General features: G+C 38.9%; 11 protein-coding genes. 10 read left to right on the top strand and 1 reads right to left on the bottom strand.

The annotated features are described in order from the left end of the window. Positions 1-138: 138 nt before the first annotated feature. The gene (locus tag PGN18_RS20660; RefSeq protein ID WP_335321472.1) at positions 139-1,383 is read left to right on the top strand and encodes a M16 family metallopeptidase; all 1,245 of its coding nucleotides are present in this window, start codon (positions 139-141) and stop codon (positions 1,381-1,383) included. Continuing rightward, the gene (locus PGN18_RS20655) at positions 1,376-2,647 is read left to right on the top strand and encodes a M16 family metallopeptidase (protein ID WP_335321471.1); all 1,272 of its coding nucleotides are present in this window, start codon (positions 1,376-1,378) and stop codon (positions 2,645-2,647) included. The genes PGN18_RS20660 and PGN18_RS20655 overlap by 8 nt, the downstream gene beginning before the upstream one ends. Positions 2,648-2,779: 132 nt before the next feature. On the opposite strand, the gene ppnP is transcribed toward PGN18_RS20655, so the two are convergent. After that, positions 2,780-3,067: a pyrimidine/purine nucleoside phosphorylase gene (gene ppnP, locus PGN18_RS20650; protein WP_335321470.1), complete on the bottom strand. Its 288-nt coding sequence runs from the start codon at positions 3,065-3,067 to the stop codon at positions 2,780-2,782. A 289-nt stretch (positions 3,068-3,356) separates the two neighbouring features. Between ppnP and guaB the strand changes: the two genes are divergently transcribed. The 8 genes from guaB (at position 3,357) to PGN18_RS20610 (ending at position 15,769) form a co-directional block, all read left to right on the top strand. Continuing rightward, a complete protein-coding gene (gene guaB, locus PGN18_RS20645) occupies positions 3,357-4,826 on the top strand; it encodes an IMP dehydrogenase (protein ID WP_335321469.1) in 1,470 nt (489 codons plus the stop codon). A gap of 366 nt (positions 4,827-5,192) precedes the next feature. Continuing rightward, positions 5,193-7,772, top strand: a complete 2,580-nt coding sequence (locus tag PGN18_RS20640; RefSeq protein ID WP_335321468.1) for a TonB-dependent receptor — start codon at positions 5,193-5,195, stop codon at positions 7,770-7,772. Positions 7,773-8,106: 334 nt separating this feature from the next. Continuing rightward, positions 8,107-8,700, top strand: coding sequence for a TIGR00730 family Rossman fold protein (locus PGN18_RS20635; protein ID WP_335321467.1), 594 nt, complete (start codon positions 8,107-8,109; stop codon positions 8,698-8,700). Positions 8,701-8,792: 92 nt separating this feature from the next. Next, the gene (locus tag PGN18_RS20630; RefSeq protein ID WP_335321466.1) at positions 8,793-9,254 is read left to right on the top strand and encodes a MaoC family dehydratase; all 462 of its coding nucleotides are present in this window, start codon (positions 8,793-8,795) and stop codon (positions 9,252-9,254) included. A 60-nt stretch (positions 9,255-9,314) separates the two neighbouring features. Then, a complete protein-coding gene (locus PGN18_RS20625; protein ID WP_335321465.1) occupies positions 9,315-9,854 on the top strand; it encodes a hypothetical protein in 540 nt (179 codons plus the stop codon). 272 nt (positions 9,855-10,126) lie between these two features. Further along, positions 10,127-11,755: an acyl-CoA carboxylase subunit beta gene (locus tag PGN18_RS20620; protein WP_335321464.1), complete on the top strand. Its 1,629-nt coding sequence runs from the start codon at positions 10,127-10,129 to the stop codon at positions 11,753-11,755. 354 nt (positions 11,756-12,109) lie between these two features. After that, positions 12,110-13,066 (top strand): thioredoxin-disulfide reductase, encoded by a 957-nt coding sequence (gene trxB, locus PGN18_RS20615; RefSeq protein ID WP_335321463.1) that lies wholly within the window; start codon positions 12,110-12,112, stop codon positions 13,064-13,066. Positions 13,067-13,858: 792 nt separating this feature from the next. Next, positions 13,859-15,769 carry a beta-N-acetylhexosaminidase gene (locus tag PGN18_RS20610; protein WP_335321462.1) on the top strand — a complete coding sequence of 637 codons (1,911 nt, stop codon included), beginning with the start codon at positions 13,859-13,861 and terminating at the stop codon, positions 15,767-15,769. The last annotated feature ends 12 nt before the right edge of the window (positions 15,770-15,781 follow it).

Here is a 15,781-nt window from a genome sequence, read left to right as displayed (position 1 = left end):
TATATAATTAGATGTAATAAAGAAATTACATGAGCTGTTTTGAATTATTTTTTTTGAAGATTAAAAATAATGATCAGGTTGTCAGATTAATTAATTAAACAATTTAGCAATTCAACAATTCGTTTATATTTGTCACTTATGGTAGATTTTAATCGTTTTACACTGTCCAATGGCTTAAAAGTTTTGGTGCATGAGGATGCGACAACTCCAATGGCCGTTTTAAATATTTTATATGATGTTGGTGCCCGGGATGAGGATCCTGAAAAAACGGGTTTCGCGCACCTGTTTGAACACCTGATGTTCGGTGGATCGGTGAACATTCCCAGCTACGACGAACCTTTGCAACGGGTAGGGGGAGAAAATAACGCTTTTACAAGTAACGACATTACCAATTATTATATCACACTACCGGCAGAAAATATTGAAACTGCTTTTTGGCTGGAGAGCGATCGGATGTTGAGCCTGGCTTTCTCCGAAAAAAGCTTAGATACCCAGCGTAATGTGGTAAGTGAGGAGTTTAAACAGCGTTATCTTAATCAGCCTTATGGTGATGTATGGTTAAAGTTACGCCCGTTGGCTTATCAAAAGCATTCTTATCGTTGGGCTACAATAGGTAAAGAACTTTCGCACATTGAAAATGCAACGATGGATGATGTAAAATCATTTTTTAAGAAACATTATACGCCACAAAATGCAATTTTGGTTGTTGGCGGAAATGTAAAAACCGCCGATGTGAAAAAACTGGCCGAAAAATGGTTCGAACCAATTCCTGCAGGTGAGAGATACAAACGGAATTTAATTCAAGAGGATCCGCAAACCGAAGCCAGAAAAGAAACAGTTAAGGCTAATGTGCCTTTAAATGCAATTTACATGGCTTTTAAAATGCCGGGACGATTAAGTCAGGATTATTACGCCTTTGATTTGTTGTCAGACATTTTATCACGCGGACAGTCATCGCGTTTGTATAACAGCCTGTTAAAAGAAAAACAACTTTTTAGCGATATCAATGCTTACATTTCAAGTAGTTTGGATCCGGGTTTATTTATTGTTGAAGGCAAATTGGTAGAAGGTGTAACCATCGAAACGGCAGAAAAGGCCATCTGGGCCGAGCTTGAAAAGTTAAAAACCGAACTGGTTTCTGAAACTGAGTTAACTAAAGTGAAGAACAAGGTAGAGTCAGTACTTGTTTTTTCTGAAATGAGTCTACTGGATAAAGCAATGAACCTGGCTTACTACGAGCTATTGGGCGATGCTGCTATATTAAACCATGAAACCGAGGAGTTTTTAAAAGTAGGGGCAGAAGATATCAGAAGGATATCCAACGAAACTTTTAACCAAAAATCATCATCTACTTTATATTACTTAACTGAAGAAAATGCTTAACAGACAACAGGCACCTGATTTTAAACAGGTATCTACGATAAACTTTATCCAGCCAGAAAAAAAAGTATTGGATAATGGTGTGCCCGTTTATACCATTTATTCTGGTGAACAGGATCTGGTACGAATTGAATTTATTTTTGATAACGTAAACTGGAAACTCGATAAACCATTACAGGCTATTGCAGTAAGTGCATTAATCAATAATGGAACAAATAAATTATCAGCCAAGGAGATAGCCGAACAAATTGATTTTTATGGTGCATTTTTTCAAACAGAATATGTGCAGGATCAATCTTCGGTTACCTTGTATACTTTAAATAAACATTTGCATTCTGTATTGCCGATTGTAAAAGATGTTTTATCAGAAAGCCAGTTTCCGCAACAGGAACTTGATATTTATGTTCAGAATCAGAAACAAAAGTTACAGGTCAACCTGAAGAAAAACGATATCCTATCTAGAAAGGAATTTGCCCATGCTTTATTTGGCGACACCGCATATGGCGTAAATATTCAGGCTGAGCATTATGATGCCTTGAAGCGTGAAGATCTGCTTGATTATTTTAAAGCTGCTTACGCTCCGAATAATTGCACGATAGTCATATCAGGTAAGTTTAATGATGAGGCATTTAATCTTTTAAATGATTTTTTTGGCCGCGATTGGGAAAAAAGTATTGCGGTAAAGAATAGTTTCAGTTTTAATGTCACTGAAAAAAAAGTGATTTATACCGAAAAGCCGGATGCATTACAATCGGCCATTAGAATAGGACAATTGGCTATAAACCGCAAACATGAGGATTTTTGTGGCCTCCAGGTTCTAAATACAATTTTGGGTGGATATTTTGGTTCACGTTTAATGAACAACATCCGCGAAGATAAAGGTTATACTTACGGAATCGGTTCCGGTATTTCATCATTGCAGCAGGCGGGTTATCTTTTCATTGCTACCGAAGTTGGTGCTGATGTATGTTCTGCAGCACTGACTGAAATTTATAAAGAGATCGAGATATTGAAAAATGAACCGGTAGGAGCAGAAGAGCTGGACCTGGTGAGGAACTACATGCTGGGATCGATGTTAGGCAGTTTGGAAAATGTTTTTTCACATGCCGATAAATTTAAAAATATTTATTTTTCGGGACTGAATTACGATTATTATACTAAATACATCGAAAAAGTGAAGACCATTACCTCGGCAGAGTTATTGGCATTGGCCAATAAATACCTCACTACAGAAAATTTTACGGAAGTAGTGATCGGGAGGAAGTAAATTTCAATTGTTCTCTAGAATCCGTCATTTCGAGCGGAATGCAATGAAGTCGGGAAATCTTCCGAGATAGATCTCTGCCCGCCCGCACAGGCGGGCATTTCACCACGTTCCAGTCGAGATGACGATCCTAACCTAAATCTGCCTATACTGGCACAAGTAAGCAGCTTGCACAGCCGCTTTTATGTTAAAAGAAGCATTGGCTGGCACTTCGAAAAAGTTACCTGCACTAATGCTTATCCATTCGGCAGTATCAGGTAAAAGCACCTCCAATTGGCCTTCTATTACGTGCATAATTTCTTTTTGAGCCGTACCAAACCGATATTCTCCCGGATTAATCACACCAATGGTCGATTTTCCTTCAGTGGTTTCATAGCCTAACAATTTAACGTTGCCATCAAAATATTCGTTTTCAGTAATCATACGCTAATCTATAAAGTTTTAGTCAAAATAGCTTTTTGTTTATCGGCCTGGAAAATCTTTTTTAAAAAATTTACACACTCACTGTATTTTCTCTGGATAGATACAAGCCTGATCAAATTTAAATAATAGGTATAGTATAACTATAACCCAATTTTCTCAAACCTGCTCATACGGTGTAATCGCAATTGTCAGAAGAGCTCAATATTTAAGCGCTTTTAACTTTATACTTTTATTTTCACTCAATTTTCGTATCTTTGCCTGGCAAATAATAAATCCTAATTTATTTGCTATGCAACTCGATTCCACAAAGTTTATTGCTACAGGTTTAACGTATGATGATGTACTATTGGTACCCGCATATTCTGAAATTCTGCCACGTGAAGTAAATACTGCCACTTTTTTAACCAAAAAAATCAAACTTAATGTTCCATTGATTTCTGCTGCAATGGATACCGTAACTGAAGCCGAGCTGGCCATTGCCATTGCGCAAAATGGTGGTATTGGTATGTTACATAAAAACATGACGATAGACAGACAGGCTGCTGAAGTACGTAAGGTGAAACGTTCAGAAAGTGGGATGATCAAAGATCCGGTAACGTTATTGGAAACAGCTGTGGTTGCTGATGCTTTCAAGATTATGAAAGAGCACAAAATTGGTGGTATTCCGGTTGTAAGCAGCGATAATAAACTGGTTGGCATTATAACGAACAGGGATTTGCGTTTCCAAAAGGATATGAAGAGACCGATTTCTGAGGTGATGACTAAAAACAATTTGATTATTGCACCAGAAGGAACTACTTTGGTTCAGGCAGAAGAGATTCTTCAGAACCATAAAATCGAGAAACTTCCCGTTGTGAGTAAAGACGGTTACTTAAGTGGTTTAATTACTTTTAAAGATATTTCTAAAGTTAAAAATTATCCGGTAGCCTGTAAAGATGAACATGGCCGTTTAAGGGTAGGTGCTGCAGTAGGGGTAACTGCTGATACGTTGCAACGTGTTGATGCTTTGGTACATGCTGGCGTTGACGTAATTACGATCGATACTGCCCACGGACACACCAAAGGAGTAGTAGATAAATTGAAAGAAGTGAAAGCAAAATATCCTGATTTACAGGTTATTGTTGGTAATATTGCAACTGGTGCAGCTGCGAAATTTTTAGCAGATGCCGGTGCAGATGCCGTTAAGGTAGGTATTGGTCCGGGATCTATCTGTACTACCAGAATTATTGCCGGCGTTGGCGTACCTCAATTGTATGCTGTTTACGAATGCGCCAAAGCTTTAAAAGGGACTGGAGTACCTGTTATTGCAGATGGCGGAATTAAACATACCGGCGATATTGCAAAAGCAATTGCTTCGGGTGCCAGCACCGTAATGGCAGGTTCTCTATTTGCAGGAGTAGAAGAGTCGCCAGGTGAAACCATCATTTACGAAGGACGTAAATTTAAATCATATCGTGGAATGGGGTCAATTGAAGCAATGGAACAAGGTTCCAAGGACCGCTATTTCCAGGATGTAGAGGATGATATTAAAAAACTAGTTCCTGAGGGTATTGTTGGTCGTGTACCATTTAAAGGTACTCTTGCGGAGGTAATGTACCAATATATTGGTGGTTTACGAGCAAGTATGGGCTATTGTGGAGCGGCCAATATCGAAGCCTTGCAGGAAGCACAATTTGTACAGATAACCGCTGCAGGTATGCGCGAAAGTCATCCACACGATATTACGATAACTAAAGAAGCACCTAACTACACTAGATAGGGTTAAGATAGGAGTTAAGAGGGGAAAAGGTTGAAGGTAATATTTACGCAATCTTTCCTATAAATGGAAACCGGGGCATCAGTTTATGATAGCCCCGGTTTTTTTGTGATAATCGCCATCCTGAATTTATTTCAGGATCTTTCGTGATAAACCTACAGGTCTATTTTATAAAAATCGCAAAATAAAATTTGGCAGCTAATATTTTTTGATATATTTGTCGACTAAATCTATAGGAATTATATAATAATCGTAATAATGAGGCATAAACTCTTTTTATATGACTGTTCTAACCATGCAATAACAGTAATAACGAGCTTTCGAAAGAATCATTAATTAACTGCATTTAAATAAACCATCAATATAACCATGAACAAAACTTTACTTTTTCTCTTTTCATTCTTATTCTCGGCGGGATTTATTTTTGCCCAAAGTCCGGTAACAGGTGTTATTAAAACAACCAATGGCACAACAATCCCCAATGCAACGATAAAAGTGAGGGGGACCAACCAAGCTGTAGTTGCCGACGAAAATGGTGCTTTTAGCATTAATGTTAATCAGGAAACACCTTTTTACCTTCAGGTAAGCTCAGTAGGTTATAAACCACAGGATTTTCAAATACTAAAACTTCAAGATGCGCCAATCGAACTGATTTTGGTAGAAAACGCATTGCTTGATGAAATTGTGGTAACCTCTAGAAGGCGATCGGAGGTTTTACAGGATGTGCCCATTCCAATTACGGTTATTGGTGGCCGTGCAGCAGAAAACGCCGGAGCTTTTAACGTTAACCGTTTAAAGGAATTAGTACCTTCTGTACAGTTATATGCTTCGAATGCAAGAAACACTACCTTAAATATTAGAGGGTTAGGGTCTACCTTTGGCTTAACTAACGATGGTATCGATCCAGGGGTTGGATTTTATGTAGATGGCGTTTATCATGCACGTCCCGCTGCTACCTCTACGGATTTTCTTGATATCGATCAGATCGAAATTTTACGGGGCCCGCAAGGTACCTTATTTGGTAAAAACACCACGGCAGGTGCATTTAACATCACTACGAGCAAACCAACTTTAACACCTAGTGCAAAAATAGAATTAAGTGTAGGGAATTATAATTTTATTCAGGCCAAAACATCGGTTTCTGGGGCGCTGGCAAAGGATCTTGCAGCAAAAATTTCAATTTCGGGTACGCAACGCGATGGTACCATCTGGAATACCAGAGAAGAACGCAGGTATAGTGGACAGAACAATCTGGGCTTTAAAAGTCAGTTATATTACACCCCTTCAGAAAAATTACAGGTATTGTTAAGTGGTGATGTCAGCATTCAACATCCGGCAGGCTACCCATTGGTAATTGCCGGTGTTACCACAACCGAAAGAAGTGCATACCGCCAGTACGCTAAAATTGTTTCTGATCTAGGCTATCAACAACCTAAAATAGATCCTTTTTCAAGAGAAATCAATACCAATACCCCTTGGAGACATAATCAATCAATAGGAGGGATCTCATTAAATGTAGATTACAAAATCGGAAATGGAACGCTTACATCAACTACGGCCTGGAGATTCTGGAATTGGGACCCAACAAATGACCGGGATTTCTCAGAGTTGGCGGCGCTAACTAAATCGCAAGGTACCTCACGTCATGATCAATACTCACAAGAGGTTCGGTATGCTGGAAATATTACCGAAAAATTAAGTGGAGTAGTGGGGGTTTATTTCTTAGGTCAGAATTTAAAAGGTTTAGCCCAAACAGAAGAGGTGGGTAAAGATCAATGGCGTTTTGTGCAAACCAGCAATACAGGAAGCCAAGCCTTATATGCTACTCCAGGTTTATTGGATGGTTTCGGTATTAAAACCAACTCCACCATTAAATCGTTAAGTGCAGCGGTTTTTGCCCAGGTTGATTGGGAAGTGCTAAAAAACCTCCACGTATTACCAGGTTTAAGGTATACCTATGATAAAAAAGATGTGGATTATGATCGGGTAACCTATGGCGGTTTACAAACCAATGATGCGGCATTATTAGCGCTTAAAGCAGCGGTCTATGCAAATCAGCAGTTTACTACAAAAGTGGATAATAACAATTTATCTGGTAACTTCACCGTTTCTTACCGTCCAAGCCACAATTTAAATGTTTACGGAACTTTTTCTACCGCTTACAAACCGGTTGGTGTTAACGTAGGTGGTTTGCCGACTACCTCAACGGGAGCAGCCGATTTATCTTTGGCTGTTGTTAAACCGGAGTACGTTCAGCATTATGAGCTGGGTGCTAAAACGAAGCCAGTTAAAGGGGCCCTTGTAAATATCAGTTTGTTTAATACAGATATTAAAGATTACCAAACCAATGTGCAGTCGCCACAACTCGGTGTAAACAGAGGTTATTTGGCTAACGCTGAAAAAGTAAGGGTAAAAGGATTGGAAATAGACGGTAGTTATCAGTTGGAGCGGTTTTTAACGTTAAATGCAGCCTTGGCATATCTGGATGGCAAATATATAAAATTTACTAATGCACCGCTTCCATTAGAAGAAACCGGACATACGGAATTGATCAATGGCGTGGCTACGCAGGTGGCCTTTAAAGATGCTTCTGGAGGTAGGTTACCAGGTATTTCTAAATGGAACATTTCGGGTGGTTCAGAGATGAGTACGCCCGGTCATTTGGCAACGAGAGAGGGACGCTATTTCATAGCAGGCGATGCCAGTTACCGTTCAGAATACTCTTCCAATCCTACACCATCAAGTGTGTTAAACGTTAAAGGTTATGCTTTATTTAATGCCAGGTTAGGATTCAAATCAGATAAATTTTCTTTGTTTGTATGGAGCAGAAATATTGCCAATAAGAATTACTACGAGCAATTACAGGCTGCAGCGGGTAATGCTGGTTTATACGCAGGTGTATTGGGCGATCCAAGAACTTACGGTGGAACCATCCGTTATGCATTCTAACAGTATCTAATTTTATTTTTTTCTCTCTTATATTTGGTTAGAGGAGTGGCGTAATGCTGCTCCTTTTTTAATAAATATTCTCGAGAATGACGACCGGACTAGTAGATTCTGTCAATGGTAGCTTGTCTAAGGACTTGTTAAACCTCCCGTGAAGCGTTTGGATACTTCATCAAGTTCAGTACGGGCTAAGCTCAATGTGAAACAAGTTTGAATGCAAGCAAACTTATGACATAGCGTCTTACCATTGAAATTACAAAAAACTGTAATGGCTTTGTGCAGAATTAAAATTTATGAAAAGCCGATAAAATCTTAACTTCGGTAAATTTTTAATTCAATGAATAAGCTTACTTCGGTTTGTGTGTACTGCGGCTCAAACTTTAATGGTGATGCAGTGCTACGTAATGCCATAAAACAATTGGCAGAAATACTTGTAAAACAGCAGATCAGATTGGTTTATGGAGGGGGAAGCGTTGGTGTGATGGGGTTGCTGGCCAATGATGTGCTGGAATTGGGTGGTTTGGTTACGGGTGTAATTCCTCAGTTTTTGATGGATAAGGAAGTTGGTCACCAGGGTTTAACAGAAATGCTTGTTACCGAAAATATGCACCAGCGTAAGCAAAAAATGGCCGATTTAAGCGACGGTTTTGTGATCTTGCCCGGCGGATTTGGTACATTGGAGGAATTTTTCGAAGTATTAACCTGGCTGCAGCTTGGTCTGCACAATAAACCGATCGGTGTATTAAATGTTGATGGTTTTTACGATCCCCTTTTTGCCCAAATGGATATGATGGTACAAAGTAAATTTTTGAAACCGGCCAATCGTAATTTAGTGCTCAATGAAGCCGATGCCAAAACTTTAATTAATAAAATGGATGATTTTTCAGCAATTCCAGACGAGGTTTGGTTCAGGGAAAGAAATTTGACTTAGAAAAAGTATTAAGTCATAAGCATCAAGTAAGACTAAGCAATATTAATCCGCCATATGCAAAACGCCTGGCGCAAAAAAAAAATATATACCAAATGCAAATTATTACCTCACACGCAGAATTTGAACAATACCTGGGCAAAGAATTAGGCGTTTCTTCGTGGCATACCATTACACAAGAACAGATCAACCAATTTGCTGATGCCACATTAGATCATCAGTGGATTCATGTTGACGAAGATAGAGCTCAAAATGAAGGCCCTTTTAAGGCAACTATAGCACACGGTTATTTGACGCTTTCATTAATCCCGTATCTTTGGAAAGAAATTGTTGATATTCAAAACCTAAAAATGGAGATCAATTATGGGATAGAAAGTTTAAGATTTGCACAGGCGGTAACCGTAAACAGTAAGGTAAGGTTAAAAGCAAAACTGGCTTCTATCATTAATCTACGTGGCGTAACCAAAGTTAATATGGCTATCGACATGGAAATTGAAGATCAGAAAAAACCTGCATTTAGCGGAGAAGTAGTTTTCTTGTATCATTTTGTAAATTAATTATTTACAACAAAGCGTATTGTTTATATTTAATGTTTAAATAACTAAATAGATTCGCTCATGATCAAAAACAACAAATTCTTAAGTTTTATTTTAATTAGCCTGTTTATCCTGGCCTGCCAAACCAAAAAGGATCAGCAATTGGCAGCCGATTCATTTTTACCGATGCAGATTGGTAATTTATGGTATATGAATGCGCAATCTTATACAGAAATTCAAGACACTGTTCGGATCAATAAAAAGCTTTTTTACAAGTTTCATTCTTTGGTAGGTGGCGATGCAAGTAGCACTATTTATTTAAGGATAGACGAAAACAATAAATTGATTGAGAGCTATCCTGATAGTCCTTTAGAAACATATACCAGAGCTGATTTTTCTGCAAAGAAAGGCGATAAGTTTTTCACTACGGGCAAAAAAGATGAAAATGATAATGAAGTAACTGTGGTTCAAAAATCAGATGATCAAATCACCTTTTCGTTTGATCCGATTTTCCACCCAAATTTAAAAGGTCATACCACGCTGGTAAAATACATAAAAGGTAAAGGCTGGGCTGATCAATACCAAAAAATAAAGATCGATGGCGTGGTTTATCAAAATTAAATGATTTACCACAGTGTTCATGGAGTTTTACATTTGGGGACACCGAGAGGGTATTAATTTTTTTGTCACTAATTACTTAAAAAGCCACAGAAGCACGGAGATGCTAAACCCAACTTTGTGATCTCTGTGCTTTTTCTTTGTGACCTCTGTGTTAAAACACGCAGCGCACTTTGTGGTTAAAAAATTAGCATCCTTCACCGTTAACCCGGGTGGTAGACCAGAAACCATTTTGGTCAATACTGTTTTTCTAAAATTAAATTTAAATTGCCTCCATGAATATCGAATTCAATAAAAACGAGGATGTAAACAAGCAGTTGGTTTACGAACTGAAAACCAGACTAAAAAAAATATACCTGGGTGGTGGCGAGAAAAATGCGGCAAAACAAAAGGAAAAAGGCAAGCTGCTTGCACGTGAGCGGATTGAATATTTAATTGATCAAGATTCTGATTTTTTAGAAGTTGGCGCCTTTACTGCTGATGGTATGTACTTGGAGCAGGGCGGATGTCCTTCGGCCGGGGTGGTATGTGGTATTGGTTATGTGAGTGGTCGGCAATGTATGATTGTGGCTAACGATGCAACTGTAAAAGCCGGTGCCTGGTTTCCGATTACAGCTAAAAAGAATCTTCGTGCGCAAGAAATTGCCATGGAAAACCGCTTGCCCGTAATTTATTTAGTTGATAGCGCTGGTGTTTACCTGCCTATGCAAGATGAAATTTTTCCAGATAAAGAACATTTTGGTAGAATGTTCCGCAATAACGCCATTATGTCTTCAGAGGGAATTGTACAAATTTCGGCCATTATGGGTGCTTGTGTTGCAGGAGGGGCCTATTTACCCATTATGAGTGATGAAGCCATGATTGTAGATAAAACAGGCTCTGTATTTTTAGCGGGGTCTTATCTGGTTAAATCGGCCATAGGAGAAGAAGTAGATAATGAAACATTAGGTGGAGCAACTACACATTGTGAAATTTCTGGTGTTACCGATTATAAACATCCCAACGATCATGCCTGTTTAGATAGCATCAAAAACATCATGAGTATGTTGGGCGCTCCTCAAAATGCGGGTTTCGATCGGATTAAGCCTGTTAAACCAAAAGAAAAAGAAGAGGAACTGTACGGCATTTTTCCTGAAAACAGAGATAAACCTTACGAAATGATGGATGTCATTTACCGTTTGGTTGATGGATCCGAATTCGAAGAATATAAAAAAGGCTACGGACAGAGTATTGTTTGCGGTTTAGGCCGTATTGATGGCTGGGCTGTAGGCATTGTCGCCAATCAACGTAAAGTGGTGAAATCGAAAAAAGGGGAGATGCAGTTTGGCGGGGTAATTTATTCAGATAGTGCTGATAAGGCAAGCCGTTTTATCATGAACTGCAACCAGAAAAAAATTCCTTTGGTTTTTCTGCAGGATGTGACCGGTTTTATGGTAGGCAGTCGATCTGAACACGGTGGGATTATTAAAGACGGAGCCAAAATGGTTAATGCCGTTGCCAATTCGGTAGTGCCTAAATTTACAATTGTGTTAGGTAATTCTTATGGTGCCGGTAATTATGCCATGTGTGGTAAAGCATACGATCCAAGATTAATCTATGCCTGGCCTACAGCAAAAATCGCAGTAATGGGTGGCTCACAGGCTGCTAAAACCCTGTTGCAAATTCAGGAAGCATCTTTAAAAGCTAAGGGTGAGGTAATCACTCCTGATAAACAGGCCGAGTTGTTGAAAGAAATTACTGATAAATACGATAACCAAACTACGCCATATTATGCGGCATCAAGGCTTTGGGTTGACGGGATTATCGACCCGCTCGAAACCAGGAAGGTAATTTCAATGGGGATTGAGGCAGCCAATCAATCGCCGGTTACCAAAAAGTTTAGTGTTGGGGTGATACAGACTTAGGCGCTGTCAGATGTTACCGCCTGAAAATGTATGACAGATTTTAGCTTGTAAGCAGTTGTTAAAAACTGGGAAAAATAGCTATTGGATCTAAAAAGCAAAAGTATCCAAGGTGATGAAGCAATTGATTTAAAGCAATTCTTCATGGATTAATCTTAAAGATAATCAGTAATTTTCAATTTGAAATAGCAACAACATAGTTTTGTTAACACTTCGGCACCTTTCTCCTCACGTTATGCGCGTTGCTCCGAGCCTTTACTGTTAATAAGTAAACTATGTTGACAATGTGCGCTTGTTAACCATTATTTAAAGCATTAAATTTGCGCTACGATTAATGAATTTCAAACTTATTATATAATGTCACAAGAAAACGAGCACGTTCAGTGTTTAATTATAGGTTCAGGCCCTGCAGGTTATACTGCTGCAATTTATGCTGCCAGAGCTGATTTAAAACCCATCATGTATACCGGTATGCAAGCTGGCGGACAGCTTACGCAAACTACAGATGTAGAAAATTTCCCTGGCTATCCGCAAGGAATTATGGGGCCGGAAATGATGGAAGATTTCCGTAAGCAGGCTGAACGTTTTGGAACCGATATCCGTTTCGGTTACATAAGCTCGGTAGATTTTTCATCAACACCTCATAAAGTGATAGTTGACGAAATTAAAACCGTTACTGCTGATACCGTAATTATTGCAACTGGTGCCACCGCAAAATGGTTGGGTTTACCCAGCGAACAACAATATAACGGTTTTGGTGTTTCTGCTTGTGCCGTTTGCGATGGTTTCTTTTTCAAAGGTCAGGATGTGGCCATTGTAGGTGCCGGTGATACCGCTGCCGAAGAAGCAACTTACTTAGCTAAACTTTGTAAAACGGTGCATTTATTGGTTCGTCGCGACGAATTTAGGGCTTCTAAAGCAATGGTTAGCCGCGTATTGGCAACACCAAATATTATCGTTCATTATAATACTGAAACGCAGGAAATTCTAGGTAACGGTAAAAATGTAACTGCAGTTAAAGTTTTAAATAATAAAACAGGTATAGAATCTGAGATTGCCGTAGAAGGTTTCTTTGTGGCTATTGGTCATAAACCGAACACTGATATTTTTAAAGGACAGCTGGATATGGATGAAACCGGTTATTTAACGACTAAACCAGGTTCTACTTTGACCAATATCGAAGGTGTTTTTGCCTGTGGCGATGTTCAGGATATGTATTACAGACAGGCGGTTACCGCTGCGGGTTCTGGTTGCATGGCTGCGCTTGATGCCGAAAGATATTTAGCCGCTAAAGAGCATCCGGTAGAAGCTTAATTGATTTTTTGATATCAATTTGCAAAAGAGAAATCAGCAATGATTTCTCTTTTTTGTTAAAATCGTCCCCCTCGATTATGCCAATCATCATCTCAACCGACGTGCAACGTAACCGAGAAATCTATCAAAGCAAATCTTATTTTATAAAACCTCCATTTTTTGGAAAGCAATTTCAGTAGTGCTTTTTAAAGTTGGTCTTGCTTTACATTTAGTTTAACAGGCCTTGCAGTCTAAACCTAAAATAAGATCGTCATCTCGAGCGGAGTGCAACGTAGCCGAGAGATCTATCAAAGCAAATCTTATTTTATAAAACTTCCATTTTTGGAAAGCAGTTGCGTTAGCGCGTTTTTAAGTTAGCCCTGCTTTAAATTTCAAGTCAGCACTCGTGCCTCGTTTGCATGCTTTCCATTTGAATCAGGTTTAAATACTTAAATTTCTGCTAATATTAACGGTTCAACGGCGAAGTGCTAAATGAATCCTTTTGCATTGCATTTCGCAATCCAACTAGTTCAACAGGCCTTGCCACCAGAACCCTACGGCAGAAGCAGAAGCGAGCCTGCTGTAACACTAACGTTTCTATACTCGATTTCCAAAAAAAAGTAATCTCTCCAATCTATTTTTATCAGAAGCAATGTAAAACGTTTTAATAAATGTTGTTTAGATTGATATGCTTTTTGCAATGCCAGTCAAACGGTTGATCTGGATTGTAACAAGAATGTGGGATTTGTATTTTCTCCATAATCTCTATCTTGGTTCAAAGAATTAGTTTAAAGCTATAAAATCAACGGAAAAATGAACAAAGCATTATCGATTTTTATTGGAGTATTAATCAGTTTAAGTGCATTTGCGCAACGAGATCCCAACCTGGGTATCATACCTGCTCCTGTGTCCATTACGAGGGCAAGCGGAAATTTCGAATTAGATAAAACCACCGTTTTGGTCAATCAAAGCATTGATGGTGCAAAGATGACTGATTTATTGAATGCTTTTGTGGTGACCAAGGCAGGCTTTGCTTTACGCGAAACTAAAATTCCCCAACCCAACCAAAAAGCTATTATTTTAACATCTGTCGGTGCAGATCAATTACCGGCCGAAGGTTACACCATTAAAGTTACACCAAAACAGATCGTTTTAACCGGAAAAGGCGCAGGCTTGTTTTATGCCGTTCAATCGGCTATGCAAATGATGCCAGATAAGGTTGCCGATAAAATTACAATCCCAGCTGTTAATATTAATGATTATCCACGTTTTGCTTACCGGGGAACAATGCTTGACGTCAGCCGTCATTTTTTTCCTATTTCTTTTATCAAAAAATATATCGATCAGCTGGCTTATTATAAAATCAATACTTTTCATTGGCATTTAACTGACGATCAGGGCTGGCGACTAGAAATAAAAAAATATCCTAAACTAACCGAAATCGGTTCATCACGTAATGGTACTATCATCGGTAATTACCCGGGTAATGGAAATTACCTAACACCGGTAAAAGGTTTTTACACGCAGGAAGAAGCTAAAGAAATTGTTAAATATGCCGCCGCTAAATACATTACGGTAATCCCAGAAATTGAATTGCCTGGCCATGCTTCTGCTGCAATTGCTTCCTATCCTGAATTAAGCTGTTTCCCTGATCGTGATACTTTTATTAGTGATAAAACGCCGTGGGCGGGTAGTAGAAAAGGAAAACAAGTGCAGCAAACCTGGGGTGTTTTTGATGATATTTTTGTGCCATCGACCAATACTTTTACCATGCTCAATAATATCCTTGATGAGGTAATTGCTATTTTTCCTTCCAAGTACATCCATATCGGTGGCGACGAAGCACCAAAAACCTATTGGAAAGAATCCCCATTTTGTCAGGCTTTAATGAAAGAAAAAGGCTTAAAAGATGAGCATGAGTTACAAAGTTATTTTATCCAGACAATTGAAAAACATGTAAATGCAAAAGGCCGGTCTATTATTGGCTGGGACGAGATTTTGGAAGGCGGTTTAGCACCAAATGCTACCGTAATGAGCTGGCGGGGAGAAGATGGTGGTATTGCTGCGGCGCAACAAAATCACGATGTAATTATGACACCTGGTTCAATGGGTTTATATATCGATCACAAACAATCTAATTCTCCGGATGAGCCCGTTACTATTGGTGGTTTCGCCCCATATCAGAAAATATACGCTTACGATCCGATTCCTAAAGTATTAACTGCCGATCAGCGAAAATATATTAAAGGTGTACAGGCCAATATGTGGACAGAATATATTAAAACTACTGCGAAAGCCGAAAACCATGCGTTCCCACGAATATTGGCTTTGGCAGAAATTGCCTGGTCGCCGGTTGAACGTAAAGATTTAAAAAACTTTAGTGAAGAGCGTTTGCCGGTACATTTAGCCCGCTTAGATAAAATGGGAATTAATTTTTGGATACCTACTCCAATTGGTCAAAGCGATAAACCTTTAACAGGAGGTGAATTTACTATTGATTTAAAAGTACCGGTTACGGGTGGTAAAATCTATTATTCTATCGATTTATCACGCCCTTCAGAAAATGCTTTCTTATACACCGGTCCGATAAAAATTACTGTTCCAAAAGGTGAGAAGAGGGTTTTGAAGACCATTGTTATTGCCCCGAGCGGTAAAAGAAGCGTAACGACTGAAACGGTTTTAAATAATGGTGCACCCGATGTTAAAACAGAGGCAAAGAAATAAAATAATTGCTTC

Origin of the sequence: Pedobacter terrae, assembly GCF_036946585.1 — a bacterium.
GTDB lineage: Bacteria > Bacteroidota > Bacteroidia > Sphingobacteriales > Sphingobacteriaceae > Pedobacter > Pedobacter terrae_C.
This window is presented reverse-complemented; position numbering and strand designations above follow the sequence as displayed.

Coding starts and splice junctions, on each gene's coding strand:
- PGN18_RS20660 (WP_335321472.1), top strand. CDS start 139: ATGGTAGATTTTAATCGTTTTACACTGTCCAATGGCTTAAAAGTTTTG.
- PGN18_RS20655 (WP_335321471.1), top strand. CDS start 1,376: ATGCTTAACAGACAACAGGCACCTGATTTTAAACAGGTATCTACGATA.
- ppnP (WP_335321470.1), bottom strand. CDS start 3,067: ATGATTACTGAAAACGAATATTTTGATGGCAACGTTAAATTGTTAGGC.
- guaB (WP_335321469.1), top strand. CDS start 3,357: ATGCAACTCGATTCCACAAAGTTTATTGCTACAGGTTTAACGTATGAT.
- PGN18_RS20640 (WP_335321468.1), top strand. CDS start 5,193: ATGAACAAAACTTTACTTTTTCTCTTTTCATTCTTATTCTCGGCGGGA.
- PGN18_RS20635 (WP_335321467.1), top strand. CDS start 8,107: ATGAATAAGCTTACTTCGGTTTGTGTGTACTGCGGCTCAAACTTTAAT.
- PGN18_RS20630 (WP_335321466.1), top strand. CDS start 8,793: ATGCAAATTATTACCTCACACGCAGAATTTGAACAATACCTGGGCAAA.
- PGN18_RS20625 (WP_335321465.1), top strand. CDS start 9,315: ATGATCAAAAACAACAAATTCTTAAGTTTTATTTTAATTAGCCTGTTT.
- PGN18_RS20620 (WP_335321464.1), top strand. CDS start 10,127: ATGAATATCGAATTCAATAAAAACGAGGATGTAAACAAGCAGTTGGTT.
- trxB (WP_335321463.1), top strand. CDS start 12,110: ATGTCACAAGAAAACGAGCACGTTCAGTGTTTAATTATAGGTTCAGGC.
- PGN18_RS20610 (WP_335321462.1), top strand. CDS start 13,859: ATGAACAAAGCATTATCGATTTTTATTGGAGTATTAATCAGTTTAAGT.